This is a genomic window from Mesorhizobium sp. M0664 (assembly GCF_040320565.1).
Classification (GTDB): Bacteria; Pseudomonadota; Alphaproteobacteria; order Rhizobiales; family Rhizobiaceae; genus Mesorhizobium.
Genome location: NZ_JAMYPW010000005.1, coordinates 83,355 through 107,684 on the forward strand (window position 1 = coordinate 83,355; position 24,330 = coordinate 107,684).

The window sequence follows — 24,330 nt, forward strand, 5'->3', positions numbered from 1 at the left end:
GTGGCCAAGGGCATCGTCATCCGCGAGGCGCATTTCCCCGGCCGCGCACCGGTCGAGGCTTACGGCAATGGCGGTTTCCGCTTTGCCGACATGTCGCATCGCGGCTCGCTGCTGTGCCTGCCTTCGGGCATCTATGGCTGGGAGCCGGCCGATCCGCTGGCGCTCACGGCAGCGGATTTCGCCAAGCTGTTCAACGAGGCAGACAAGGTCGAGATCCTGCTGGTCGGCAGCGGCAAGGATCTGAGGCCGTTGCCGGCCGCGCTGCGTGCCGCGCTGAAGGATGCCGGCATATCCGCCGATCCGATGTCGACCGGGGCGGCTGTGCGGACCTACAATGTGCTGCTGGCTGAAGACCGCGCGGTGGCCGCAGCACTCATCGCCGTCGACTGACGTGGCCGAAAACACCAAACTCGTCATGGAGACGGTGCGCGCCGCTGATCATGACCGCTACCTGACCGCGCTCTACGCGCCCGAAGACAAGCGGGACGCGCTGTTTTCGCTCTATGCCTTCAACGCCGAAATTGCCGGCATACGCGACCGCATCCACGAGGCGCTGCCGGGCGAGGTGCGGCTGCAATGGTGGCGCGACGTCATCGCCGCCGAAGAGGATGGGGCTGAGGTCGGCCATCCCGTGGCGGACGCGCTGAAGGCGACTATTTCCGCCCACCATCTGCCCAAGGCCGCCTTCGACAACATGCTCGAAGCGCGCATCTTCGATCTCTATGACGACCCGATGCCGTCGCGCACCGACCTCGAAGGCTATTGCGGCGAGACTGCCGCAGCACTTATCCAGCTTGCGGCGATCGTGCTCGATCCGGTCCAAGCACCACGCTTTGCCGAACTTGCCGGCAGGGCAGGTTGTGCGCAGGCGATGACCGGTCTCCTGCTTCTGCTGCCGCTGCATCGCAAGCGGGGACAGTGCTTTGTCCCGGCAGATATTTTGGCGGCGGCGGGATCGTCGCCGCAAGAGTTTGTTACAGGTGACGGCGGGCCGGGCGCGGAACGCGCCGTTGCCGCGATGATCGCGCTGGCACGGGAACATCTTTCCGCCTTCGAGCAGGGGGCGTCCGTTTTGCCGGTTTCATTGCGCCCGGCGTTTCTGCCGCTGGCTCTTTCGGGCGCCTATCTCGACAAGATGGAGCGCGCCCGTCGCTCGCCTGTCAAGGAGGTGGCGCGGCTCTCTGTCTTGCGCCGGCATTGGCTCTTGTTCCGGCGCGTGACGCGGGGCTGGCCAGTCGCATAGAGGCTGCCGCGTAGCCAACCCGATCGTTATTCCGCCGCTTCCGCCCGAAAAGGCAGCCCCAGCCATTCGCGGCAGTCGGCGAGCGCGCGCGACGTTACCGCGTGCCGCTTGGCGACCGTCTTGTCCTTGCCGCGCAGCCGCTTGCCTTCGATCTTCGGCGCGTCCACCGGCGGGAACAGGCCGAAATTGACGTTCATCGGCTGGAAGGAGCGCTTTCCCGGCTCATCGTCTGAAACGATATGGCCGCCGGTGATGTGGTTGAGCAAGGCGCCGAAGGCGGTGGTCAAGGGCGGCAGCGACGGCGCATGGCCAAGCCTTTCGGCGGCTGCAAAGCGCCCGGCGAGCAAGCCGATGGCGGCGCTCTCGACGTAGCCCTCGCAGCCAGTGATCTGGCCGGCAAAGCGCAGGCCGGGTCGCGACTTCAACTGCAGCGACGCGTCGAGCAGCGTCGGCGAATTGATGTAGGTGTTGCGGTGCAGGCCGCCTAGGCGGGCAAATTCGGCGTGTTCCAGCCCGGGGATGGTGCGGAATATGCGCACCTGCTCGGCGTGCTTCAGCTTGGTCTGGAAGCCGACCATGTTGTAGAGCGTACCCAGCGCGTTGTCCTGCCGGAGCTGGACGACGGCATACGCCTTTACAGACGGATCATGCGCATTGGTCAGCCCCATCGGCTTCATCGGCCCGTAGCGCAATGTCTCGACGCCGCGCTCGGCCATCACCTCAATCGGCAGGCAGCCGTCGAAATAGGGCGTGCCTTCCCATTGCTTGAATTCGGTCTTCTGGCCGTCGACCAGCGCCTGCACGAAGGCAAGGTACTGCTCCTTGTCCATCGGGCAGTTGATGTAATCCTTGCCGGTGCCGCCGGGACCGACCTTGTCGTAGCGCGACTGGAACCAGCAGATATCCATGTCGATCGTGTCGAAATGGACGATCGGCGCGATGGCATCGAAGAAGGCGAGCGCGTCGGCGCCGGTCACTTCGGCGATCGATTGGGCGAGCGAAGGCGCCGTCAGCGGGCCGGTGGCAACGATCGCCTGGTCCCACTCCGCCGACGGCAGGCCGGGCACTTCCTCGCGACGAATGGTGATGAGCGGGTGCGCTTCGAGCTTTCTGGTGACCGCTTCGGAAAATCCGTCGCGGTCGACGGCCAGCGCTCCGCCGGCCGGCACCTGATGCGCGTCGCCGGCGCTCATGATCAGCGAACCGGCCAGCCGCATTTCGGCGTGCAGCAGGCCGACGGCATTGGTTTGCGCATCGTCGGAGCGGAAGGAGTTGGAACAGACGAGTTCGGCCAGCCCGTCGGTCTTGTGCGCGTCGGTACCGCGGACGGGACGCATTTCATGCAGGACAACGGGAATGCCGGCTTCGGCCGCCTGCCAGGCGGCTTCGGAGCCGGCGAGACCGCCGCCGATAACGTGAATGGGGTTCTTGTCCATGAGCGCCGAAATAGTCGCTTGGCGCAAGGATTGCAATTGCCACGCGGGAGAATGGCTGACGGGGGAAGCCGCCCCAAAACAACAACACCCGCCGGGGGAGGAGGTCCGGCGGGTGTCGTTTTGTTGGTCGATCCTCGGGAGGAGGTGAAGATCGACCGTATTCGTCATCGCCGGGGAGGAGGTCGGCTTTGACGAAATTCCTTTCGCCATTTGAAAGGGTGCGAAACCCTTTTTAGAAACAGCGCCCGCCGGGGGAGGAGGTCCGGCGGGCGCCGTTTTTGTGGTCAACCCTCGGGAGGAGGTGAAGGCTGACCGTATCCGTCAGGGTCGGGGAGGAGGTCGACCCTGGCGAAATTCTTGTGGTTAGATCGCCCTGCGAGCGACCATCTTGATCTCGTCGCGGACGATGCCGAGATCGTTGAGCTGGCGGTTCGACAGGCGACCCAGCTCGGTAACCGTCTCGCGGTAGACGCGCCAGTTACGATAGTTGCGGATCAGGTTCATTGTCGTTCTCTTTTCAAAACTGGTTCGGGCCATTTGCGGCCCGAAGGATTAGACCGCCTTGCGGGCGACGTAGTGAATGTCGCTGCGGCTGATGCCGAGATCGGTCAGTTCACGGGTGCTCAGGCGGCTCAGCTCGGACACGGTGTCCCTATAGCGGCGCCAGTTGCGATAGTTGCGGATCAGGTTCATGGTAGTCTCGTTTCGTCTTTCTTTCGGATCATTCCGTCTTTGTGTGCACCGTGAAAATAGGTGGGGTCATATCGATTTAAAAGCGCTATTGGTGCATGGCAGCAATGCAAATTGTGCAATGCAGCATTAACGCGCGTCCAGTTTTCCGCCCAGATCGGAAAATGCCGTTAGGTCAAACGCTTGGCCGGACGAGCTAAAAGAACCAAGGAAAGGGGGAGGGGCATGGCGAGCTATTCGTCACGGGTCAGGTCGGATATCGCGCGATGGCAGCAGGCCGGCCTGATCGACGCGCCGACAGCCGAGGCTCTAACGCGCGACGTCGAGGCAAACGAACGCAAATCGCTGAGTTTCGGCTCGATCCTGGCGATGATGGCGGCGCTGCTGTTCGGCGCGGCTATCCTGATCTTCATCGCCGCCAACTGGGAAGTCATCCCGCGGCTGGTGCGGGTCGCGGCACTTTTTGCCGTTATCCTTGCCGGCTATGTCGGCGGCGCGATGTTGAAGATGCGCGACCATGCGGCGATCGGCGAAGCACTGTGGATCGTCGCGGCTGCGGCATTCGGCGGTTCGATCGCGCTGATCGGCCAGATGTATCATTTGTCGGGCGACGAGGCCTCGGCCTTGATCACCTGGGGCGCCGGCACGACGCTGGCGGCGGTGGCGCTGCGCTCAAACCCACTGACCGTCGCTGCCGTCGGCATCGCCGATGCCTGGCTGTTCCTGAGAGGGTTCGACTACTTCCGGCGCACGGAATTTCCGCATCTCTTCGTGGTCATGGCGCTAATACTGTTCGCCGTTTCGTTCTGGACGCGCAGCCAGGCGGCGCGCCACCTGATCATCCTGTCGGTCCTTTTCTACCTCGTGCTGTTGGCCATGGAATACGACACGCTGCAAGTCGCCATCCCGCTCGTTGCCGCGTCGGTGCTGCTTTTTACCGCTGCGATCTTTGCTGCCGGGCCGGTCGAGAGGGTTTTGCAACTCGGCGGCAGGTTGCCCTTGCACGCGCTGATCGGCTTTCTCACCGGCCTGGCGATGATCCAATTCGAACTGGCGGATGAAAGCAGCTACAATGGCGGCTTTGCCATTGCCTCGGCTGTTGCGCTGGCCGGCATCATCGCGGCGATCGTGCTGGGCGGCCGCGAGAGCCGGGGACTGCGCTGGGTTGCCTATGCGGGCTTCGCCTTCGAACTCGCCATCATCTATGTGGTGATGCTGCAATCAATGCTCGACACGGCAGGCTTCTTCCTTGCGGCGGCGGTGCTGCTCGCCGTTCTTGCTTTCATTATCATCCGCATAGAAAGGCGCATGAACGCCTCGAACATGACAGGAGCGGCGGCATGATGACCGGCAAAAGACTGATCATCTCGGCGCTGGTCCTGGCGCTCGTCCAGATCGGCTTTCTGAGCTGGATCATCGCCGGACGCGCGGCGATCCTGCGCGATGGCAAGCAGGTCCTGCTCAAGGTCGAGCCGATCGATCCGCGCGATCTCTTGCGCGGTGACTACATTCTGCTCGGCTACGACATTTCACGCATACCGGTGAAACTGATCGGCAACATTCCGGCCGGCAAGCTTTCCAGCGAGGAAACGTCGATCGTGGTCAGGCTGAAGCAGGGCGCCGATGGCTATTGGGGGTCGACCGCGGCTTGGTTCGGGCAAGCGCCGGCGCCGGCAGCATCCGATGAAGCCGATATCGTCGGACACGTCTCCGAGGGCTGGAATATCAGCCAGGGAGCAACGACGATCGCGCCGGATTACGGCATCGAGCGCTTCTATCTGCCGGAAGGCAAGGGGATGGCGATCCAGAACGACATGCGGGTGCGGCCGTTCGGCATCCGCGTGGCGATTGCGGCCAACGGCACGGCGCAGATCAAAGCGCTGATGGATGGCGACAAGACACTGTTCGAGGAGCCGCTTTACTAGATCGCGCTACGGCCTTGGCAATGATCTCCTGCGCCAAGGCTCGGAGGAGCTTCGAGTGGCCTGCCACCCCAAGCTCGAAGAGCGAAGGGTGGTGCGGATGAAGGGACTCGAACCCCCACGCCTTTCGGCACTGGAACCTAAATCCAGGGCGTCTACCAATTCCGCCACATCCGCATTGCCCGGCCAATCCCATGTAGCCATCATTCTGTCAATGTCAGAGCCCACATCGGCATCATTGGCCGGAATGCAAAGATGGTTGAAAATCAGCGTCGCCTGTGACAAAAGGCGTGTCGAATGTGACGGGACGCGACGATCCGCTTCTGCAGAATGTGATAAGAAGTAGGAAAAACAAAGACTTATTCACATTTTGGAGCGTATTTCTGGAGGATTTGTGCCGCGTTGAGCGGACAGATCGCCAAGTCCCGCACCAAAAGCCATTCCCGGCAAGATCATACCGGCAGGCTGTAAACGGCAGGGGCCGTTTGACGGCCTCATTGGTGGAAACAAAGGTTTTATGATGCAGGTCACCGAAACGCTCAACTCCGGTCTCAAGCGCGAGATCAAGATCACCGTGCCGGCCGGTGACATGGAAGCCAAGCTGATGGCGCGGCTCTCCGATGCCAGGAACAAGGTCCGCATCAACGGCTTCCGCCCCGGCAAGGTGCCGGTGCAGCATCTGCGCAAAGTCTACGGCAAGTCGTTCATGGCCGAAGTGGTCAACGAGATCCTCAATGATTCGACCCGTTCGATCATCACCGGGCGCGGCGAAAAGGCCGCCATGCAGCCCGAAGTGATCATGACCGAGGACGAGAAGGAAGCCGAGAAGATCCTGGCAGGCGGTGCCGATTTCGAGTTCCGCCTGAACTATGAGGTCATTCCGCCGATCGAGATCAAGGATTTCTCCGACATCAAGGTGACGCGCCAGGTGTTCGACGTGCCGGATGAAGAGATCGACGAGCAGGTCAAGCGTGTCGCTGAATCCGCCCGCACTTACGAGCCGAAGACCGGCAAGGCCGCCGAGGGCGACCGTGTGACCATCGATTATGTCGGCAAGATCGACGGCGAAGCCTTCGGCGGCGGCGCCGGCACCGATCAGCCGCTGGTGCTCGGCTCGAAGGAATTCATCCCCGGCTTCGAGGACCAGCTGGTCGGCAGCAAGGCCGGCGACGAGAAGCAGGTCACGGTTACCTTCCCGGAAAACTACCAGGCGGCGCATCTGGCCGGCAAGGAAGCCACTTTTGACGTGACGGTCAAGGAAGTGTCGAAGCCCGGCGCGCTTGAGATCAACGACGAGATGGCCAAAAATCTCGGCCTTGAATCGCTGGAGCGCCTGCGCGAGGTGGTGCGCGGTCAGATCGAGAACCAGTTCGGCTCGATAACGCGCCAGAAAGTCAAGCGGCAGTTGCTCGACCAGCTCGACGCTGCCTACTCGTTCGAGGCGCCGTCCAAGCTAGTCGAGGCCGAGTTCAACAACATCTGGAACCAGGTCAATCGCGATCTCGAAGCTGCCGGGCGCACCTTTGCCGACGAAGAGACGACTGAAGAAGAAGCGCGTGCAGAATATATGCGGCTTGCCGAGCGCCGTGTGCGTCTCGGTCTGGTTCTCGCCGAAATCGGCGAGAAGGCCGGCGTCACGGTGACGGACGAGGAATTGCAGCGCGGCCTGTTCGAGCAGGTGCGTCGCTATCCGGCCAACCAGCAGCAGGAAGCCTTCGAATTCTATCGCAACAATCCCGAAGCGCTGAACACGTTGCGCGCGCCGATGTTCGAAGAGAAGGTGGTCGACCATCTGCTCGGCCAGATTTCGGTCACCGACGTCAAGGTCAGCAAGGAAGAGCTGCTGGCCGACGAGGAGGATACGGATACAACCAAGGCCAAGCCGGCGAAGAAGGCGGCTGCGAAAAAAGCGGACACCAAGAAGGCCGACGACGACGCTGAAGAGCCGAAGAAAAAGGCCGCGCCGAAGAAGAAGGCCGCCAAGGACGCTGAATAACGTCCCTGCTGAATTCCGAAAGGCCGCCTTCTCGAGGCGGCCTTTTTCGTTGTGGCACAGACGCAACGGATTTCACGCATCTGGCGCTCGAGGTAGCGATATGAAGCTTTGATGATTATCTGCGCTGGGTTGCTGACCGCAGCGGTTGTTGGAGGCATCGTTGAGACAGTTCTTCGGTATCGGAAGCGTGGCGGCGGCGTTCCTGCTTGCGTCGGTCTGTGGCATTGCCCAGGCTGATACGGTTCTCGACAACTGGCGGTTCGACAAGAGCAGCGATGGCCTTGTCACCGCCTCGCTTTATGCGACCAACAAGCTCATCACCGGCGGCGGCGCATTGAGCTACAGCCCGGTTTTGACGATCGCGTGCCGGACCGCCGGCGAACCGCGTTGGAGCGAATGGCTGCAGCTGAGCGACACCGTTTCCGCCAGCCGAACCATCGCCATGTCGGTGACTGTCGGCCAATCCGGCAAGCTCAACGAAAGCTGGTCGGTCGGCCCGCGCAGCAGGATGCTGGTCCGCGACGGTGCCGACGGCATCAGGCGACTGATTGCCGCGGACCGGCTGCTGCTGTCCTGGCGGTTCGGGCTGCTGTCGGGGCGCGGCAAAGCCGAGTTTGACCTCACCGGAGTTGAAGAGGCGATCGGCCGGATCGCCGCCAGCTGCAACACCAAATTGCCTTGAGCAGATTGTCCGCATTAAACCTTGGCACGGCCGAACTCTATCTGCCGGCCGGGTTCCGTGGTATGTAGGTGCCGCAACCCCAGGCAGTGGATATCCGTTCTGCCATTCAAGAGCGCATGCCAGCGGACTAAATGTCGGCCTGTGCAGGTCAGCCAGGGCAAATTGGCGATCAGGGAGGAAATGCCATGCGTGCCTTTGTGTTTTTTGTCATCATGTCCGTCGCCACCGTCATTGCCGGCCCCTCGCGGGCACAGGATGCCGCGGCGGGTGAGAAGGTCTTCGCCAAATGCAAGGTCTGCCATATCGCGGACAAGGATCAGAACAAGGTCGGCCCGTCCTTGAACGGCGTCATCGGCCGAACGGCCGGCACGCATCCAGGGTTCAGCTATTCCAAGGCCATGACCGAGGCCGGCAAGTCCGGCGTCAAATGGGATGAGGCCACGCTGACGACCTACCTTCACGATCCCAAGGCGATGGTCAAAGGAACCAAGATGGCATTCCCCGGCCTCAAGAAGGACGAGGACGTCGCCAATGTCATTGCTTATCTGAAGCAATTCTCCAAATAGCCCGGCTCTTCCGCCGGATCTTGGTATAGCAAACAGGTCGAGGCATAGCCTCGGCCGCAATCTGCCGGCAGTGTCGGTGGGGAGGGCGACTCGTTGCAAAAAAGACATTGGCCGGCTAGGCTGCCATTCCCATCGGTGGTCGTCTGAATGTCGACTGAAGAAAGCCGTCTCAAGGATACCGGCATCCGCCTCTCGGAGGCGACGGCGGGTGATTTCTTTGCGCTTTTGAAACCACGCGTCATGGCACTTGCCGTGTTTACGGCCTTCGTCGGCCTGATGATGGCGCCCGGCGTGATGAATCCAGTTATCGCCTTAATTGCCATCGGCGCAATCGCGGTTGGAGCGGGAGCCGCCGGCGCGCTCAATATGTGGTACGACGCAGACATAGACGCCTTGATGTCTCGCACGTCCAAGCGACCGATTCCGTCCGGTCGCGTCACGCCTGGCGAAGCTCTCAGCTTCGGTCTGGTGCTTTCCGCACTGTCGGTCATGACGCTCGGCGTGCTGGTGGGGTGGCTCGCCGCATCGTTGTTGGCGTTCACCATCTTTTTCTATGTCGTTATCTACACGATGTGGCTGAAGCGCTCGACGCCACAGAATATCGTCATAGGCGGCGCGGCAGGCGCCCTTCCTCCGGTGATCGGGTGGGTTGCTGCAACCGGCGCAATCGGCATTGAAAGTCTCATCCTGTTTCTGATCATTTTCCTCTGGACGCCGCCTCATTTCTGGGCGCTGGCCCTTTTCAAGGTCGGTGACTATGCCGCGGCTGGGGTCCCGATGATGCCGAATGTGGCCGGCCAGCACTCGACCAGAAAACAAATCTTCGCCTATTCGCTGCTCTTGGCGCCAATCGGCGTGCTCCCTTGGGGCCTCGGCTTCGCGAGCGGATATTACGGCACTGCTTCAGCCGCGTTGGGTGCAGGTTTCATTTGGCAGGCCTGGAAGGTTCTCGTCGCCGACAAGGAGATGAAGCCGGCAAAGGCGCTGTTTGCGTATTCGATTGTCTATCTTTTCGCAATATTTGCAGCGTTGCTTGCCGACACCATTGTAATGCGAGTGATCGCTTCAGCCGACTATTGACCCGGCTCAAAACATCACATTGGCAGAGCACAAAATCCCAGCAACAGCAGAATAACGACGCCAAGGCCGAGTATGAGAACTGTCCTTCCGTCCATGACCTTCACCTTCGACTAGAAGAGCATATCGAAGAACGGCGTCCGTAGCTAGTCAGGCTACCCGGGACCTCTTACTCCCGGGCCTTCCTACAAAGCGCGACAAGTCCCCCGCATGAGAGTATATTGATCATGGTGCAGGTCGCGGTTTGCGTGGGCCAATCATGCGGAACGGCAGCACCGTAAAACGCGACCTTACCGGACCTGGTCTGGAGGAATGGTCATGGCAAGCTTTCACGTAATAGCAGGCGCCAGCGAGACGCTGGAACACACCAGAATTCGAAAAATCGGTGTCTCCGATCTTTTTGATGCGCTCAGGCGTGGCGTCGATGATTTCATGGTCAAGCCGTCGCACATCGTTTTTCTCTGCCTGATCTATCCGATTGCGGGTGTCGTGCTTGCTGTCTGGACATCAGGTAACAACACGCTGCCATTGCTGTTTCCGCTTGTGTCCGGCTTTGCACTGATTGGTCCGTTCGCGGCGATCGGCCTCTATGAGATCAGCCGGCGACGGGAAGCCGGGCTCGACGCCTCGTGGAGGCACGCCTTTGAGGTCAGGAGTTCTCCAGCACTGCCGGCTATTGCAGCGGTCGGCGTCATGCTGCTTGCGATCTTCATCGCCTGGCTTTTGACGGCCCAGATATTCTACCAGACCCTGTTCGGCCCGGCGCCGCCGCAATCGCTGTCCAGTTTCATCGGTGAAATATTTGCCACGGGACGCGGCTGGACGCTCATCATCCTGGGTCACGCCATCGGCTTCGTGTTCGCCGCGGTTGTGTTGTGCACCACGGTCGTCGCATTCCCGTTGTTGCTCGACCGCGATGTCGGCGCCTACGAAGCCATCCACACCTCGGTGCGCGTTGTCCTGGCCAACCCGATCGTGATGGCCGTGTGGGGCCTTATCGTCGCCGTCGCCCTGATCGTCGGCTCGCTGCCAGTGTTCGCCGGGTTGGCAGTCGTGCTGCCGATCCTTGGTCATGCGACCTGGCATGTCTATCGGAAAGTTGTAGAATCGCCGCCGGCCACCAGACCGTGAGCTGAAAAAAACCTGCCCTGCGCGCACCGGTGAAAGTGCCGGTGCGGGCAGGGTGGGGCAGAGCTTTCAATAGGCCGGGTGGCTGAAACGGGCCTGGCGTGCGTCCTTTGTCAGGTCGCGGAAATCCTTGCCGCTCACATGCACCAGCGTCCTATGGTCACCGCCCTCGAAATAGATTTCGGGAGCGTCGCCGAGGCTTTCATCGAGGACCACTGGCACATCATAGGCAGCGCCGATCGGCGGCACAGCGCCGACATCGCAATCGCCGAACAACGAGACCACCTCGTCTTCGGAGGCAAGTCCAAGAGGCTTCTCCATGACATCCTGCAATGTCGCGAGTTCTATCCTGTGCGTGCTTGGAACCACGGCGAGCGCGTAGCCACGGTCGTGGTGAACGACCACCGATTTGGCCATTATGCTGCCAGGCACATGTGCCGCAATGGCGGATTGTCTGCTTGTCGCCGTGCGGTGATGCTCGACGGTGTCGTAGGAAATTCCTTTCCTATCGATGAAGTCCTTCAGTCTGTTTGCGATGGTCATCTTGGGCGCCCCTTGCTGGTGTTCGCGACGCATGTGGAAACGCCGGCATCGCCTGTCGTTTCCGATACCAACAGAAATGGACCAGCCGTGGATTGTTTCAAGGCGAAGGCTCCAGGACCGGACGGCCCGGATCCGGATTGCATGTCAGGGCCCGGCCCCGAAAAACGCCATTCGGGTGAGAAGCGTGTAGTCCGCTTCGAAGACCATCATCGTCACGAACACCAGAACCAGCACCGGCGGCAGAATAATTGCATATGCCAGTGCCAGCCGTTCCCAGGCCATGTGCATGAAGATGGCGACGATCAGTCCTGCCTTGAGGATCATGAAGATCAGGATCAGCGACCATCTGAGATAGCCGTGGAGACCGAAATAGTCGACCAGATAGGAGCAGGTGCTGAGGATGAACAACCACGCCCAGACCACCAGATAGAGCTTGATCGGGTGCTCCTGATGAACCTCCGCCGGGGTAACGCCGGTCGTCGTCGCATCATGGGTACGGGCGCTGTCCAGTGCGTGTTGTCCCAGGCCGTTTGCGGTTGCTTCAGCCATGTCCTGCCTCTCACCAAAGATAGAAAAATGCGAAAATGAACACCCAGACCAGGTCGACGAAATGCCAGTAAAGCCCCATGATTTCGACGTTCTCGTAGCGGCCCCTTCGGCTGGTGAAGAAGCCGGGCCGTCCGACATCGTAATCCCCGCGCCAGACCTTTCGCGCCACGATGATCAGGAAGATCACCCCGATCGTCACGTGCGTGCCGTGGAAGCCGGTGATCATGAAAAAGGATGCGCCGAACTGGGCAGCGCCCCAGGGATTGCCCCAAGGCCGCACGCCCTCGGTGATCAGCTTGGTCCATTCGAAGGCCTGCATGCCGACAAAGGTCGCGCCGAGTGCTGCGGTCAAGAGCATCAGCACTGCCGTTTTGCGGCGGTCGCGGCGGTAGCCGAAATTGACCGCCATGGCCATCGTTCCGCTGCTCGAGATCAGCACGAAGGTCATGATGGCGATAAGGATCAGTGGAATGTCGGAGCCACCGATGCGCAGGGCGAAGACCTCGCTCGGATTGGGCCACGGCACACGTGTTGAGATACGCGCGGTCATGTAGGAGAGCAGGAAGCAGCCGAAGATGAACGTGTCGCTGAGCAGGAAGATCCACATCATGGCCTTGCCCCAGGACACGTTTTTGAACGCCCGCTGATCCGAGGACCAGTCGGCGGCGATGCCTTGCCAGCCTGCGGGCCGCGGCTCTGTTCGGCCGATGTGGGCCAGTGTCGTCTCTGCCATCCGCCCGTTCCTCCTAGGTCAGCAACCCTCGGCAAATGTCGATTAAAGTCGAAGCCCAGCCGGCCAGAAGCGCAAAGATGGCGAGCCAGACGAAAAGCAGGAAATGCCAGTACATGGCGCACAGCTCGACACTGAGGCGAAGCCGCTGCGGCTGCGCTCCGTTCCAGGCGCCGACGCTCGTTCTGCCCAGCCCGACCAGTCCTCCCAGTATATGCAGGCCATGGATTCCCGTTAGCAGGTAGAAGAAGCTGTTGGCCGGATTGGATGCCAGAAAATAGCCATCCGCACTCAGTTCCCGCCATGCCACAAGCTGTCCAATCAGGAAGACGAGTGCCGTGAGTCCAGCGGTGGCGAGGCCGAGCCTGACCATATCCACTTGACCCTTGCGCACCGCGAGCGAAGCGCACTGTATCGCGATGCTGCTCAAGACCAGTACGCCGGTGTTAAGCCAGAGCAGGGGCGGGATGGGCAGCGGCCGCCAATCCGACAGCGCCATGCGCATGAAGTAAGCACTGGTGAACAGCGCGAACAGGCAGCCGACGACGGCAAGGAAGACGCCGAGACCGATCTTTGCGGTCGGCAGCGCCGATCGGTCCAGAGCGACAAAATCCCCGATCATACCTTGCTCGAGCCACGGCTTCGTCATTAGCCGCTGATGGGAAAGCCACCACCCGGCAATACCGGCGATCACGAGCAGGAAGACCAGGATTACGCTCATGCCGGCTCCCTGGAGGGCGCGAAGGAGCCCGGAACGTTTTGCGGTATGAAGTCCTCCTTGGCTCCCGGTACGCTGTAGTCATAGGCCCAGCGATAGACGATCGGCAGATCCTTGCCGAAATTGCCGTGGGCGGGCGGTGTTTCGGGCGTCTGCCACTCGAGCGTCGTTGCCCGCCACGGATTGCCGCCAGCCTCACGGCCATGGCGGATGCTCCAGATGAGATTGAACAGAAACACAATCTGAGCAAAACCGACTATAAAAGCCATGATGCTGATAAACGAGTTCAGGTGGTGGGCCGATTCCGTCATGATCGTCATGTCGGTCAATTCGTTGTACCGCCGCGGCACGCCCATCAAGCCGAGATAGTGCATGGGAAAGAAGATCAGATAGGCGCCGAGGAAGGTGACCCAGAAATGGAACCGGCCCAGTGTCTCGTTCAGCATCCGGCCGGTGACCTTCGGATACCAGTGATAGATCGCGCCGAAGATTACGATGATCGGGGCAACCCCCATGACCATATGGAAATGGGCGACGACGAACATCGTGTCCGACAGCGGAACGTCGACGACGACATTGCCAAGAAATAGCCCAGTCAACCCGCCATTGACGAAGGTGACGATGAAGGCCAAGGCAAAAAGCATCGGTATGGTGAGGTGGATGTCGCCGCGCCACAGCGTCAGCACCCAATTGTAGACCTTGATGGCTGTTGGGACAGCGATGATCAATGTCGTTGTGGCGAAGAAAAAGCCGAAATAGGGATGCATGCCACTGACATACATGTGGTGCGCCCAGACCACGAAGCTCAGCGCGCCGATGCCGACGATGGCCCAGACCATCATGCGGTAGCCGAAGATGTTCTTGCGCGCATGGGTGCTGATCAGGTCGGATACGATGCCGAAGGCCGGAAGCGCCACGATGTAGACTTCCGGATGGCCGAAGAACCAGAACAGATGCTGGAACAGGATCGGGCTGCCGCCGCCGTGCTGCAACTGTTCGCCCATCTCGACGATCGCCGGCATGAAGAAGCTGGTGCCGAGCGCCCGGTCGAGCAGCATCATCACGCAGGCGACGAACAGCGCCGGGAAGGCGAGCAGTGCCATGACGGTGGCGGTGAAAATACCCCAGACAGTAAGCGGAAGGCGCATCAGCGTCATGCCGCGCGTGCGCCCCTGCAGCACCGTCACGACATAGTTCAAGCCGCCCATGGTAAAGCCGACGATGAACAGGATCAGCGAGACAAGCATCAGGATGATGCCCCAGTCCTGGCCGCCTGGCGTACCGGTCATGATCGCCTGCGGCGGATAGAGCGTCCAGCCGGCACCCGTCGGTCCGCCGGGCGCAAAGAAGCTCGACACCAGGACCAGCACGGCGAGCAGATAGATCCAGTAGCTCAGCATGTTGACATAGGGAAAGACCATGTCGCGAGCACCAACCATCAACGGGATCAGATAGTTGCCGAAGCCGCCCAGGAAGAGTGCCGTGAGCAGGTAGATCACCATGATCATGCCGTGCATGGTGATGAACTGGTAGTAGGCTTCCGGGGTGATGAAGTCGAATGTGCCGGGGAAGCCGAGTTGCAGCCGCATCAGCCAGGATAGCACCAGCGCGACCATGCCGATCGCTGTCGCCGTCGCCGAATACTGGATGGCGATGACCTTGGCGTCCTGCGAGAAAACGTATTTCGTCCACCAGCTGTGCGGATGGTAGAGTTCCATTTCCGCGACTTCGGCCGGCGGTACCGCATCTGCAGGTGTGATATCGACCATAGGAACACCTCCGTGCCCTTCTCGGCCAGCCCGACAGTTCGGACTTGCCGCATTAACTTCAATCCCGACGGCGCGCCGTCGTTCCGGTTTCCTACTCTGCCGAGCCCATCTGCTGGGGCGCGGACAGCTGCGCAAAAGTCTGCTGCTGGCCAAGCCACGCCAGATAGTCTTCCTGAGTATCGACCATGACCACGCCATGCATCATCGGATGTCCCTGGCCGCAGAGTTCGGCACACAGGACCTGGAAGGTTCCGGTCTTGGTAGGAGTGAACCAGAAATAGGTGACCGAGCCCGGGATCATGTCCATCTTGGCGCGGAATTCCGGCACGTAGAAATCGTGCAGCACATCGATCGAGCGGAGCAGCATCTTGACCGGTTTGCCTACCGGGAGGTGCAGGTCGGCCGCTTCCACTACGACATCGTCCTGACCGTTGGCATCGGTGGCGATGACGCCGAGTGGATTTTCAGCGTTGACGTCGCGAGTGTCGGATGTGCCGAGCTTGCCGTCCTTGCCGGGGAGGCGGAAACTCCATTGCCACTGCTGGCCGACGACTTCGACCTCGGTTGCGTCGCTTGGAACGGTAACGAACCGGCTCCAGACGAACAGGCCTGGAACGAGCAAAGCGGTGACACCAACCGCGGTGACGACCGTCAGCCAGGATTCGAGCCGCCTGTTCTCAGGTTCGTATGCCGCCTGATTGCCTTCCCGATGACGGAAGCGGAAGACGCAATAGGCCATGAAAAGAACCACGGCGGCGAAGACGACACCGGTGATCCAGAAAGTTATGATGATGGTGTTGTCGATATAGTCCCAGTTCGAGGCAATCGGCGTCCACCACCATGGGCTCAGGAAGTGGAACAACACCGAGCCCACGACTATCAGAACGAGTACAAGCGCAACGGCCATGTCCCGGTTCCTCCCGGTATTCCAAGCGGCGCAAGCCGTCCCGGGAAATACCAAGTGCATCATAACTTGATTTGCGATGAAAATTCTAGAGCCGGCTGTGGGAAGGGCAAAAATACCATTTCGCGGCGCTGGCGGTCCTTCGGTTCGGCGGTGATCAGCGGCAGGCCCTCATCTATTTCCAGCTCACCCGCCCGATGCGGCCACGCGGCAAACATCGTCAGCGTGGAGTAGCCGGCAATGGCGGGCACGCCGAATGCGCCTAGCAGAACCACCGGAACGGCGATCGTCGGGGATCCCTCCACCTGCTCGACCGACAGCTCGACGAAGGGAGTGGAGCCACTTTATTGGCCGGCAGATGTCACCCGCCAAACTGTGTTGCCGACGTCGTCGGCGATGAGCAGGGCCCCGGTTTTGTCGACAGCCAGGCCGACAGGCCGGCCGCGCGCCTTGTTGTCCTTGTCCAGGAAGTCAGTCACCACGTCGGTAGCGACGCCGCTCGGACGGCCGCCGCTGAATGGTACGAAAACTACCTTGTAGCCATTGAAGCGCGTGCGGTTCCAGCTGCCATGCTCGCCAACGAAGGCGCCGCCGCGATATGCCTCGGGAAGGCTGGTTGCCGCATAGAAGGCCAGCCCCAGAGGGGCGACGTGGGAACTCAGTGCATAATCCGGAACGATCGCTTTTGCGACCAGGTCCGGACGTTGGGGCATGACGCGGGGATCGAGATGCTGGCCGTAATAGCTGTATGGCCATCCGTAGAAGCCGCCATCCTTTACCGAGGTCAGATAATCCGGCACGAGATTGGGGCCGAGCTCGTCGCGTTCATTGATCACTGCCCAGAGCGCCCCGGTCTGCGGCTCCCAGCTCAGGCCGTTTGGATTGCGCAAACCGCTGGCGAAAATGCGCGACCGGCCGGTGGCCCTGTCTACCTGCCAGATGGCGGCGCGGTTCTTCTCCGCCTCGATGCCGTTTTCGGCGACGTTGCTGTTCGAGCCGATGCCGACATAGAGCAGCGAGCCGTCGGGGCTTGCCACCAGGCTCTTCGTCCAATGGTGGTCGATCGGGCCGCCGGGCAGGGCGGTTAGCGGCGTCCCGGGCGCGGTGATCTTTGTGTCACCGGTGTTGTAGGGATAGCGGACGATGGAGTCGGTATTGGCGACGTAGAGATCGCTTCCCACCAGCGCCACGCCAAAGGGGGAGTTCAGGTGGTCGAGGAATACGCTGGTCAGCTCCGGCTTGCCATCGCCATCGGCGTCGCGCAGCAGCGTAATGCGGTTGCTTGGGCCGCTGTCGCCGCCCGAGGTGACCCAGGATTCGATCCAGCCCATCACCAAATCCTTGGGCCGTTTGATCGGTTCGCCACCCGGCGCCTTGGACTCGACCACCAGCACGTCGCCATTGGGCAGCACATAAAGCGACCGCGGATGCTGCAAGCCGTGGGCAAAAGCCTGGATCTGCAGCCCCTGCGCGACTGTCGGCTTCTCGTCGCTATTCCATCCGACCACGGAAGCGAGATGCATGGGCGGGAAGAAATATTGGATCGGGTCCGGCAGTTTTGGATTCGGCCCTATCTGACTGCTGGGGTCCGGGTCGTTGCCGCTGCACGCTGCAAGAGTGATCGCCGCAGTGCAAACGAGGACGGACACCGCGATGCGCCTGGTCTGACCGATGGAGCTTGCTATGCGCATCAATCCGCCACTCCGACGTGATGCCGGTACACCATGGACCAGCCCAGCCAACCAGTGAAGATGAGGACGAGCACGACAACCGCCGAGAGGATCAAGCCTGTAGGAACGATGGAGGTCCATGCATCGCGGGTGTGCACGAGCATGTTGATGATGGATAACGCCAGCGCCAGAAGATTGCCGAGCACGTGCGGCCAGGCGGGGGGCTGTGCCCTTATCAGCGGATTGGCCAGGAAATCGATCAGCCCCGCGATCGCTGCTAGGCAGCCCATGATCACGCCGACGGTAACCAGCCAAGCGGAGAAGTCAGCCCACATCATCTCCGCTGTTCGCCAATAGGCTAGATCCGTCAGCAGGGTGCCGACGAAGCAGGCGATCGGAAATGGCACGAGCATCGGATGAATAGGATGTCCCGCAATCCTGGCCGTCGAACGCGGATTGTCACCGACCATAATGCGCCATCCTTCCTATTCTCGTCCAAACAAACGCCGCCTACCCGGCCTCCGGCGGCTGTTGCCGAGAGACCGGCAGACGACCGATAGATCCGTCAGGCCCAAAAAAGGGCGCTGGCTGGCTGCGCCTGTTAGGCGGCGGACTGGGTCGGCGGGTTCTGATACATCATCCAGAGCTCGATCGCCGCCAGCACGGCGACCAGAATGCCGATCACGACATGCACGGTCATCGCCGTGGTCGCCTGGAATCCAAGCACCCAGGGCGATGCGAGAACCCACAGTCCGACGACCAGGTTCACCCACTCTTCCCACACGGCAAATGCTGCGAGGGCGGCAACCGAAAGCACGACAATCAAGATTCCGCTGCCGAGGGCGTTCTGCGTCTGCGGGCCTGCCGCAAAGGTGAAGATCCAGGGGGAGAAGAACAGAATTGCCCCAAGGATCAGGTTGGCTACGTCACAGAGCCTGGCGTTTGTCCACTGGTTCATGGCATCCTCCATAGGGAGCGTTTATGGCTCCCGAGTTCGGCAAGGTGGTGCCTGAGTTCGGCGAGATGCGCCCGAAGCCGCTCACTCCGTGTCACGGTAGTGCCCTGCCCGGCTGGAATTCCGCATCTGGCGGTACTCCAGCCAAATCCGGCTATCTAACTGAATTCCGGGCTTTATGTTCCATTCGGCACCGGCACGCCTGGATCACTTGGTGGTGATCGAGCGATCCAAAGCTGCCTGTCAGGGGGCGGCGGGGCGGCGGCGCGTAGCTCATTCTGTCTTTTTATCGAGCCGGTGAAACATTTCTCATGGATCGCAGTTCTTGGATGCAGAGGAGTTGAATAAGGGAAACCTGATTGCACGGGAGGAGCACGGACGGCACAACTATAAATACGCTCTGCATAGAATACTTCGCAACGGGAAGCTCTCGCTTGTCTTGGTTGCCGCCGAAGCTTGTTTGAAAGACGGCGATCGCCGCCGAAAAGATTTTCTAAATGAAAATAGCCCAGATCGCACCGCTAACCGAATCCGTGCCGCCCCGAACCTACGGTGGAACCGAGCGAATTGTTTCGTATCTGACCGAAGAACTTGCCCGACAGGGCCACGAGGTGACGCTGTTCGCCAGCGCCGATTCTCGTACCTCAGCCGAGCTGGTGCCGTGTTGCGACGTCGCGCTGCGCCTGAACCCCAGGGTCCAGGACGGTGGTCCGCACCATGTTATGATGCTTGAACGGGTGCGCCGGCGAGCCGGTGAATTCGACGTTTTGCATTTCCACGTCGATGTTCTGCACTTCCCCATAATTCGGGATTTTGCCAGACGAACGGTTACCACGCTTCACGGCAGGCTCGACCTGCCCGATCTGGCGCAGCTTTATGCGATGTTCGACGACGTTCCCCTGGTCTCGATTTCCTTCGACCAGCGCCGGCCCATGCCGCCCGTCAATTGGGTTGGAACCGTGCATCATGGCCTACCCCGCGATCTTCTGCCGTTCCACCCGAACACCTCTGGCTATCTTGCGTTTCTCGGTCGCATCTCGCCGGAAAAGGGGCCGGAAGCCGCCATACAAATAGCGGCGCGGGCCGGGTTTCCCCTGAAGATCGCCGCCAAAATCGACAAGGTGGACCAGTCGTTCTGGAAGGAAAGGGTCGAGCCGCAAGTGCTGCGGCATTCGAACGTGGAGTTCATTGGCGAGATCGATGAGCGGCAAAAGGCGGATTTTCTGGGCAATGCGAAAGCGCTTTTGTTTCCGATCGACTGGCCGGAACCCTTCGGTCTCGTAACGATCGAAGCAATGGCCTGCGGTACGCCGGTGGTTGCGTTCCGGCGTGGCGCCGTCCCGGAGATCATCGATGACGGTGTGTCCGGATGGATCGTGGATACGGTGGAGGAAGCCGTGGGCGCGCTCCGGCGCATAGACAGCCTCGATCGCGCACGAGTGCGGCAGACGTTCGAGAAGCGGTTCACGGTCGAGCGCATGTGCAGCGATTATCTGGCACTCTACCGAGCACTCACGAGCGGCACGGCAGACGCAGTTGCCCCCACAAACGAGCTCTCCAGAAATATCGCGATGGTGGCTGTGCCGGGCTGAGGAACCGACTGATCCACATACAGACCACGACGGCGGAGTCCGGGAGCGCCTGCGGGGTCTTGTCGCCGGGCGCGGCGATCGCGCCAGAAGCCTTTGATCAGCAGCAAGCCTTCCCGGGACTAATGCTTTCGCGAGCGGCGTCGTACTGCCGCCCGGTCCGGATTGACGCGCGCTACTTTCGCTGCAAAGGTGCTTTAACGACTTGTTTACCATGCGTCGGTCAGGGGTGGGGGAATTTGGAACGGTTTCTGGGCGCGAACCGCCTTAATTGGGATGATCGGGCCGAACTGCACTCGACCGACACAACGGGCAGCTACCACATCGAGAATGTGCTGGCCGGCGGATCCAATCTCTATGAGCTGGAAACACGCGAGCTCGGCGATATCGCCGGCAAGGATATCGTCCACCTGCAGTGTCACATCGGTCTTGACACGATCAGCCTGAAGAATCTCGGCGCAGGCAGCGTGACCGGGCTCGACTTTTCACCGACGGCGATCGTGGCAGCGCGGGATTTTGCTGCGAAGGCAGGCACCGAAGTGCGCTTCGTGGAAGCGCCACTGTTCGAGGCGGTGGAAGCGCTCGGCCGGACCTTTGATATCGCTTACGTTACCTGGGGTTCGGTAAACTGGCTGGACGACGTGTTCCGTTGGGCGCGGGTGGTTGCCGATCTTCTGCGACCCGGCGGCCGCCTCTACATGGCCGAGGGCCATCCATTGCTGTTTCAGTGCGATCGAAAGGCCGCGGCCCTGGAATTGAAGCACGACTGGCGAACGCCGATAGCTCGGCCGCTCGCCTGGAACGAGGAACTGACCTACACCGGCGATGATCGCATCTTGAAGCATCCTCGCTATTATGAATGGATCCACCCGATCAGTGACGTGGTGAATGCGCTGATTTCAGCTGGTCTGACGCTCGATTTTCTCAATGAGCATGACACGGTTTCGTGGCAGCACTTTTCATTTGCCGTGCGGGCCGGCAAGGATATGTACGGCTTGCCGGAGAACTCTCCCAAGATACCGATGGCTTATTCCATTGGCGCGACGAAGCGCAGCGTCGGCAAGATACCATACCTTGTGTCTCCCAAGGCGATTGAGGGGCACTAGTCCAGGTCAACGCTCCAGAGTACCCGGGTCGGAGCGTCGACTTGTGCAATCGCTCGCGCTCCTCGATCTTCCGAGCAAGCCAGGTCTAGCCGGCCTCTCTCTCGGTCCGCTTCCACAGACGAGCGCCTTGAGATGAGCAGATCTCCTCGCGAATGGTCGACAGACGCTGGATCGCCGGCGCCAGCGCATCTCAATCAGTGGGACCATGGCAGTGGAAGTCGGCAGCTGGCTCCAACCGCTCGGGCCTGCAACATCAGCAACGGTCGGAAGTGCAAAAGCTCTAAGGAGCGTGAAGGTCAAATTAAACATTGAAAGCTAATGTTCCTCATCGGGTCGACCCGAAAACCTGAAATGGCACTTGAGGAATCGCCTATTGGCTTTTTTCCGCGCTAGGTTCGGCGGCATCAAGGAGGTCGTCTTTTCGTCGGCAAATATTCCGGCGGCGATCGCGCTTGTCGTCATACTTATCAGCGCTGCGTTCGCGGAGCACCAGAACAAAGTCGTCTCGGACCAGGCCGTCCGTTCGGACGTGCTGACCAAGGTCAACCTCATCCGCGCCAAGCTCGAAGGCAATATCAACGGAAACCTTCAACTCGTGCGTGGATTGGTCTCCGCGGTCGTGACCGAGCCCTATATGGGACAGCAACGCTTCGCCTCACTCGCGAGCAATCTGTTTGGCGCCGACTCGCAATTGAACAATATTGCCGGCGCGCCCGATCTGGTCGTTTCCCTGATGTACCCGATGGAGGGTAACGAGCAGGCGATGGGCCTGGACTACCGCAAGAACGAACGACAGCGTGCGGCTGCGCTAAGGGCGCGAGACGAACGCAAGCTGGTGCTTGCCGGCCCCGTCGAGCTGAAGCAGGGAGGACAAGGCTTCATCGGCCGCTTTCCGGTTTTCGTGCGGAGCGCGGGCAATACGGAAAGGTTCTGGGGCATCATTTCCGCCGTTGTCGACGTGCAGCGTCTTTATCGGGCGAGCGGGCTGCTTGACGACGATCTCGGGATTGACATAGCGCTGATCGGCAGGGACGCTCTCGGCCAAAATGGAGACCAATTCTACGGTAGTGAGCGGATCAGCAAAAGCGATCCGGTGACAGCCGACGTTGTGCTCCCGTCCGGTTCGTGGCAAATCGCGGCCATTCCCAAAAATGGCTGGCCTTCGACGCCAAGCAACGCATGGTTGTTGCGCGCTATCATGGCGACGGCCGGAGCCTTGGTTGTGTTCCCTTTCCTGGTCACAGGCCGCCTGATTGGCGAAAGACAGCGCAATTATGCGGAATTGCGTCGATTGTCACGACGCTTGGAACTCGCCCTGGAAGCTTCGGCTATTGGGGTTTGGGAACACGATCTCGCGACCAACGAGCTTACGTGGGATGATCGCGTCAACGAAATATATGGCAAACCAACCGGCGAGCACCGGGGCTATCCAGACTGGGCGGGAGCAATCCACCCAGATGATTTGGCTGGCGCCAACGCGGACTTCGACAGGGCGGTGGCCAGCGGACGACCATATTTGTCGGAGTACCGGATTGTGCGTCAGGATGGCGAGATCCGTCATGTCCGGTCCAAGGCGATCGTTTACCGGGTCGCAAACGACACCCCAAAAATGATCGGCGCGGAATGGGACGTGACTGCCGACGTCCTGCTGAACAAGGATCTGGTTCGTGCAAAACAGCTGTCCGAGTCGAAAAATGCAGAACTCGAGTCAGCCAAAGCGCGCATAGAGCACATCGCGCTTCATGATTCGCTGACCGGCTTGCCCAACCGGCGTTACCTCGACCAGGTACTGGAACATTACGCGGCAAACGCCAGGCACTCAGGCGGGCACGCGGCACTGCTTCACATAGATCTGGATCGGTTCAAGCACATCAACGATACGCTGGGCCACGCCGCCGGTGACGCGATGTTGGTTCACGCGTCAACCGTGCTCAGGTCGAAGGTCGGCGACGAGGGATTCGTCGCCCGTATCGGGGGAGACGAATTCATCGTTCTGTGCGTGGTGCGCGACGATACCAAGCAGCTGGCGCTGCTCGCCGACCGCGTCATCAGCCAGATGCGCGAACCGGTCTACTATCAGGGTCATCGATGCCGTTTTGGTGTCAGCGTGGGAATCGCTGTCGATAACGGAAAAGATGTCGAAGCCAAACACCTGCTGGTGAACGCCGATATCGCGCTTTACCGAGCAAAGGGGCGGGGGCGCAATCGATACGAATTCTTCACCGACGCGATGCAAAGCGAAATCGTCGATACCAAGCGGATTGCCGACGAAATTCTCGGCGGCCTCGAGCGCAACGAGTTCATCCCGTTCTACCAGCCCCAATTTGACGCAAAGACGCTCGAAATCGTTGGGGTTGAGGCGCTGGCGAGGTGGAAACATCCAATAAAGGGTATTTTGGCGCCCGACGTCTTCCTGAGGATTGCAGAAGAACTGAACGTTGTCTCGATCATCGACCAAGCCATATTGAAGCAATCGCTTTCGGATTTCGAAGCGTGGTCCGCTGCAAAACTTCACATTCCGCGGGTGTCGGTCAATGTCTCGGCCAGGCGCCTTCAGGATGAGGAGCTCATCAAGAGCCTGCGAGAGCAAAATATCAAGAAGGGAACAGTTTCGTTTGAGCTTGTTGAGTCGATTTTCCTGGACGAGAACGACGACCTTGTCACGTGGAACATCGAGCAGATAAAAGAACTGGGGATTGACATCGAAATAGACGATTTTGGTACCGGTTACGCTTCGATGGTCAGTTTGCTGAAGTTGCAGCCGCGCCGGCTGAAGATAGATCGGCAGCTGGTCACCCCAATCGTCAAATCGCCGCAGAGAAGGCAGGTTGTCTCGTCGATCATTGAAATCGGCAAGTCGCTGGGTATCGAGGTCGTGGCGGAAGGCGTCGAGACGATGCAGCATGCACGGCTACTTAAGGGCCTGGGCTGCGACATATTGCAGGGTTATGCCTTCGGCCACGCGTTCGATTCCGAGGGACTTAAGACCTTTGTCCGATCGCGACGCCTGCGCACGGCCAGCTGAGCCTCGGCGCCAGAATTTATCGAGCCGACCGC

At 60.4% G+C, this 24,330-nt stretch carries 25 protein-coding genes and 1 tRNA gene; 12 read left to right on the forward strand and 14 right to left on the reverse strand.

What is annotated here, in order from left to right; all coding sequences use genetic code 11:
* Complete coding sequence (locus NKI39_RS09320) at positions 1-390, forward strand: Mth938-like domain-containing protein (RefSeq protein WP_352470434.1); 390 nt, start codon at positions 1-3, stop codon at positions 388-390.
* Between the two features lie 25 nt (positions 391-415).
* Positions 416-1,243 carry a phytoene/squalene synthase family protein gene (locus NKI39_RS09325; RefSeq protein WP_502898556.1) on the forward strand — a complete coding sequence of 276 codons (828 nt, stop codon included), beginning with the start codon at positions 416-418 and terminating at the stop codon, positions 1,241-1,243.
* A 26-nt stretch (positions 1,244-1,269) separates the two neighbouring features.
* Here the strand turns inward: NKI39_RS09325 and trmFO are convergent, their stop codons facing one another.
* The 3 genes from trmFO to NKI39_RS09340 all read right to left on the reverse strand — a co-directional run bounded on the left by trmFO (position 1,270) and on the right by NKI39_RS09340 (position 3,372).
* Positions 1,270-2,679, reverse strand: coding sequence for a methylenetetrahydrofolate--tRNA-(uracil(54)-C(5))-methyltransferase (FADH(2)-oxidizing) TrmFO (gene trmFO / locus NKI39_RS09330; RefSeq protein ID WP_352831542.1), 1,410 nt, complete (start codon positions 2,677-2,679; stop codon positions 1,270-1,272).
* 363 nt (positions 2,680-3,042) lie between these two features.
* Positions 3,043-3,183 carry a DUF1127 domain-containing protein gene (locus NKI39_RS09335; RefSeq protein WP_023678914.1) on the reverse strand — a complete coding sequence of 47 codons (141 nt, stop codon included), beginning with the start codon at positions 3,181-3,183 and terminating at the stop codon, positions 3,043-3,045.
* Positions 3,184-3,231: 48 nt separating this feature from the next.
* Positions 3,232-3,372, reverse strand: a complete 141-nt coding sequence (locus tag NKI39_RS09340) for a DUF1127 domain-containing protein (RefSeq protein WP_091596947.1) — start codon at positions 3,370-3,372, stop codon at positions 3,232-3,234.
* A 222-nt stretch (positions 3,373-3,594) separates the two neighbouring features.
* Between NKI39_RS09340 and NKI39_RS09345 the strand changes: the two genes are divergently transcribed.
* Positions 3,595-4,713 carry a DUF2157 domain-containing protein gene (locus tag NKI39_RS09345; RefSeq protein WP_352539749.1) on the forward strand — a complete coding sequence of 373 codons (1,119 nt, stop codon included), beginning with the start codon at positions 3,595-3,597 and terminating at the stop codon, positions 4,711-4,713.
* Positions 4,710-5,294, forward strand: a complete 585-nt coding sequence (locus NKI39_RS09350) for a GDYXXLXY domain-containing protein (RefSeq protein WP_352831544.1) — start codon at positions 4,710-4,712, stop codon at positions 5,292-5,294. Before NKI39_RS09345 ends, NKI39_RS09350 begins: the two co-directional genes overlap by 4 nt.
* Positions 5,295-5,383: 89 nt before the next feature.
* On the opposite strand, the gene NKI39_RS09355 is transcribed toward NKI39_RS09350, so the two are convergent.
* Positions 5,384-5,468: transfer RNA gene (locus NKI39_RS09355), tRNA-Leu, on the reverse strand.
* A gap of 343 nt (positions 5,469-5,811) precedes the next feature.
* Between NKI39_RS09355 and tig the strand changes: the two genes are divergently transcribed.
* The 5 genes from tig to NKI39_RS09380 all read left to right on the forward strand — a co-directional run bounded on the left by tig (position 5,812) and on the right by NKI39_RS09380 (position 10,743).
* Positions 5,812-7,287, forward strand: coding sequence for a trigger factor (tig, locus tag NKI39_RS09360; protein ID WP_352470469.1), 1,476 nt, complete (start codon positions 5,812-5,814; stop codon positions 7,285-7,287).
* Positions 7,288-7,447: 160 nt separating this feature from the next.
* Positions 7,448-7,969, forward strand: a complete 522-nt coding sequence (locus NKI39_RS09365) for a hypothetical protein (protein ID WP_352470439.1) — start codon at positions 7,448-7,450, stop codon at positions 7,967-7,969.
* Positions 7,970-8,181: 212 nt separating this feature from the next.
* Complete coding sequence (locus NKI39_RS09370; protein WP_502893720.1) at positions 8,182-8,535, forward strand: c-type cytochrome; 354 nt, start codon at positions 8,182-8,184, stop codon at positions 8,533-8,535.
* Between the two features lie 147 nt (positions 8,536-8,682).
* Positions 8,683-9,615 (forward strand): heme o synthase, encoded by a 933-nt coding sequence (locus NKI39_RS09375; RefSeq protein ID WP_352500859.1) that lies wholly within the window; start codon positions 8,683-8,685, stop codon positions 9,613-9,615.
* A 315-nt stretch (positions 9,616-9,930) separates the two neighbouring features.
* Positions 9,931-10,743, forward strand: a complete 813-nt coding sequence (locus tag NKI39_RS09380) for a DUF2189 domain-containing protein (protein WP_352831546.1) — start codon at positions 9,931-9,933, stop codon at positions 10,741-10,743.
* Between the two features lie 66 nt (positions 10,744-10,809).
* Here NKI39_RS09380 and NKI39_RS09385 read toward each other — a convergent pair whose 3' ends face one another.
* From NKI39_RS09385 to NKI39_RS09430, 10 genes are all read right to left on the reverse strand, one after another.
* Positions 10,810-11,283 carry an aminoacyl-tRNA deacylase gene (locus tag NKI39_RS09385; protein ID WP_352577606.1) on the reverse strand — a complete coding sequence of 158 codons (474 nt, stop codon included), beginning with the start codon at positions 11,281-11,283 and terminating at the stop codon, positions 10,810-10,812.
* Between the two features lie 144 nt (positions 11,284-11,427).
* Positions 11,428-11,832 (reverse strand): cytochrome C oxidase subunit IV family protein, encoded by a 405-nt coding sequence (locus tag NKI39_RS09390; RefSeq protein WP_352470444.1) that lies wholly within the window; start codon positions 11,830-11,832, stop codon positions 11,428-11,430.
* A gap of 10 nt (positions 11,833-11,842) precedes the next feature.
* Positions 11,843-12,565 carry a heme-copper oxidase subunit III family protein gene (locus NKI39_RS09395; RefSeq protein WP_023678903.1) on the reverse strand — a complete coding sequence of 241 codons (723 nt, stop codon included), beginning with the start codon at positions 12,563-12,565 and terminating at the stop codon, positions 11,843-11,845.
* 13 nt (positions 12,566-12,578) lie between these two features.
* Complete coding sequence (locus NKI39_RS09400; RefSeq protein WP_352831548.1) at positions 12,579-13,283, reverse strand: cytochrome c oxidase subunit 3; 705 nt, start codon at positions 13,281-13,283, stop codon at positions 12,579-12,581.
* Complete coding sequence (ctaD, locus tag NKI39_RS09405) at positions 13,280-15,049, reverse strand: cytochrome c oxidase subunit I (RefSeq protein WP_352470447.1); 1,770 nt, start codon at positions 15,047-15,049, stop codon at positions 13,280-13,282. Before ctaD ends, NKI39_RS09400 begins: the two co-directional genes overlap by 4 nt.
* 91 nt (positions 15,050-15,140) lie before the next feature.
* On the reverse strand, positions 15,141-15,956 hold the full coding sequence (coxB, locus tag NKI39_RS09410; RefSeq protein WP_352500857.1) for a cytochrome c oxidase subunit II: 816 nt from the start codon (positions 15,954-15,956) through the stop codon (positions 15,141-15,143).
* A 59-nt stretch (positions 15,957-16,015) separates the two neighbouring features.
* Positions 16,016-16,204, reverse strand: coding sequence for a hypothetical protein (locus tag NKI39_RS09415; RefSeq protein WP_352567649.1), 189 nt, complete (start codon positions 16,202-16,204; stop codon positions 16,016-16,018).
* A 93-nt stretch (positions 16,205-16,297) separates the two neighbouring features.
* Positions 16,298-17,644 carry a PQQ-dependent sugar dehydrogenase gene (locus NKI39_RS09420; RefSeq protein ID WP_352500855.1) on the reverse strand — a complete coding sequence of 449 codons (1,347 nt, stop codon included), beginning with the start codon at positions 17,642-17,644 and terminating at the stop codon, positions 16,298-16,300.
* Positions 17,644-18,093: a DUF2231 domain-containing protein gene (locus NKI39_RS09425; protein ID WP_352470450.1), complete on the reverse strand. Its 450-nt coding sequence runs from the start codon at positions 18,091-18,093 to the stop codon at positions 17,644-17,646. Before NKI39_RS09425 ends, NKI39_RS09420 begins: the two co-directional genes overlap by 1 nt.
* 131 nt (positions 18,094-18,224) lie before the next feature.
* On the reverse strand, positions 18,225-18,581 hold the full coding sequence (locus NKI39_RS09430) for an SPW repeat protein (RefSeq protein ID WP_352451366.1): 357 nt from the start codon (positions 18,579-18,581) through the stop codon (positions 18,225-18,227).
* A gap of 494 nt (positions 18,582-19,075) precedes the next feature.
* On the opposite strand from NKI39_RS09430, the gene NKI39_RS09435 reads away from it, so the two are divergent.
* The 3 genes from NKI39_RS09435 (at position 19,076) to NKI39_RS09445 (ending at position 24,298) form a co-directional block, all read left to right on the forward strand.
* Positions 19,076-20,170 (forward strand): glycosyltransferase family 4 protein, encoded by a 1,095-nt coding sequence (locus tag NKI39_RS09435; RefSeq protein ID WP_352766772.1) that lies wholly within the window; start codon positions 19,076-19,078, stop codon positions 20,168-20,170.
* 59 nt (positions 20,171-20,229) lie between these two features.
* Positions 20,230-21,273, forward strand: coding sequence for a class I SAM-dependent methyltransferase (locus tag NKI39_RS09440; protein WP_352771418.1), 1,044 nt, complete (start codon positions 20,230-20,232; stop codon positions 21,271-21,273).
* A gap of 445 nt (positions 21,274-21,718) precedes the next feature.
* Positions 21,719-24,298: a bifunctional diguanylate cyclase/phosphodiesterase gene (locus tag NKI39_RS09445; RefSeq protein WP_352540676.1), complete on the forward strand. Its 2,580-nt coding sequence runs from the start codon at positions 21,719-21,721 to the stop codon at positions 24,296-24,298.
* Positions 24,299-24,330: the final 32 nt, after the last annotated feature.

What these genes read in the sequence shown, in the direction of transcription:
- tig (WP_352470469.1), top strand. Translation starts at nt 5,812, where the DNA reads ATGCAGGTCACCGAAACGCTCAACTCCGGTCTCAAGCGCGAGATCAAG.
- trmFO (WP_352831542.1), bottom strand. Translation starts at nt 2,679, where the DNA reads ATGGACAAGAACCCCATTCACGTTATCGGCGGCGGTCTCGCCGGCTCC.
- coxB (WP_352500857.1), bottom strand. Translation starts at nt 15,956, where the DNA reads ATGGCCGTTGCGCTTGTACTCGTTCTGATAGTCGTGGGCTCGGTGTTG.
- NKI39_RS09390 (WP_352470444.1), bottom strand. Translation starts at nt 11,832, where the DNA reads ATGGCTGAAGCAACCGCAAACGGCCTGGGACAACACGCACTGGACAGC.
- ctaD (WP_352470447.1), bottom strand. Translation starts at nt 15,049, where the DNA reads ATGGTCGATATCACACCTGCAGATGCGGTACCGCCGGCCGAAGTCGCG.
- NKI39_RS09395 (WP_023678903.1), bottom strand. Translation starts at nt 12,565, where the DNA reads ATGGCAGAGACGACACTGGCCCACATCGGCCGAACAGAGCCGCGGCCC.
- NKI39_RS09340 (WP_091596947.1), bottom strand. Translation starts at nt 3,372, where the DNA reads ATGAACCTGATCCGCAACTATCGCAACTGGCGCCGCTATAGGGACACC.
- NKI39_RS09370 (WP_502893720.1), top strand. Translation starts at nt 8,182, where the DNA reads ATGTCCGTCGCCACCGTCATTGCCGGCCCCTCGCGGGCACAGGATGCC.
- NKI39_RS09375 (WP_352500859.1), top strand. Translation starts at nt 8,683, where the DNA reads ATGTCGACTGAAGAAAGCCGTCTCAAGGATACCGGCATCCGCCTCTCG.
- NKI39_RS09325 (WP_502898556.1), top strand. Translation starts at nt 416, where the DNA reads ATGGAGACGGTGCGCGCCGCTGATCATGACCGCTACCTGACCGCGCTC.
- NKI39_RS09420 (WP_352500855.1), bottom strand. Translation starts at nt 17,644, where the DNA reads ATGCGCATAGCAAGCTCCATCGGTCAGACCAGGCGCATCGCGGTGTCC.
- NKI39_RS09345 (WP_352539749.1), top strand. Translation starts at nt 3,595, where the DNA reads ATGGCGAGCTATTCGTCACGGGTCAGGTCGGATATCGCGCGATGGCAG.
- NKI39_RS09350 (WP_352831544.1), top strand. Translation starts at nt 4,710, where the DNA reads ATGATGACCGGCAAAAGACTGATCATCTCGGCGCTGGTCCTGGCGCTC.
- NKI39_RS09335 (WP_023678914.1), bottom strand. Translation starts at nt 3,183, where the DNA reads ATGAACCTGATCCGCAACTATCGTAACTGGCGCGTCTACCGCGAGACG.
- NKI39_RS09425 (WP_352470450.1), bottom strand. Translation starts at nt 18,093, where the DNA reads ATGGTCGGTGACAATCCGCGTTCGACGGCCAGGATTGCGGGACATCCT.
- NKI39_RS09385 (WP_352577606.1), bottom strand. Translation starts at nt 11,283, where the DNA reads ATGACCATCGCAAACAGACTGAAGGACTTCATCGATAGGAAAGGAATT.
- NKI39_RS09400 (WP_352831548.1), bottom strand. Translation starts at nt 13,283, where the DNA reads ATGAGCGTAATCCTGGTCTTCCTGCTCGTGATCGCCGGTATTGCCGGG.
- NKI39_RS09380 (WP_352831546.1), top strand. Translation starts at nt 9,931, where the DNA reads ATGGCAAGCTTTCACGTAATAGCAGGCGCCAGCGAGACGCTGGAACAC.
- NKI39_RS09430 (WP_352451366.1), bottom strand. Translation starts at nt 18,581, where the DNA reads ATGAACCAGTGGACAAACGCCAGGCTCTGTGACGTAGCCAACCTGATC.
- NKI39_RS09435 (WP_352766772.1), top strand. Translation starts at nt 19,076, where the DNA reads ATGAAAATAGCCCAGATCGCACCGCTAACCGAATCCGTGCCGCCCCGA.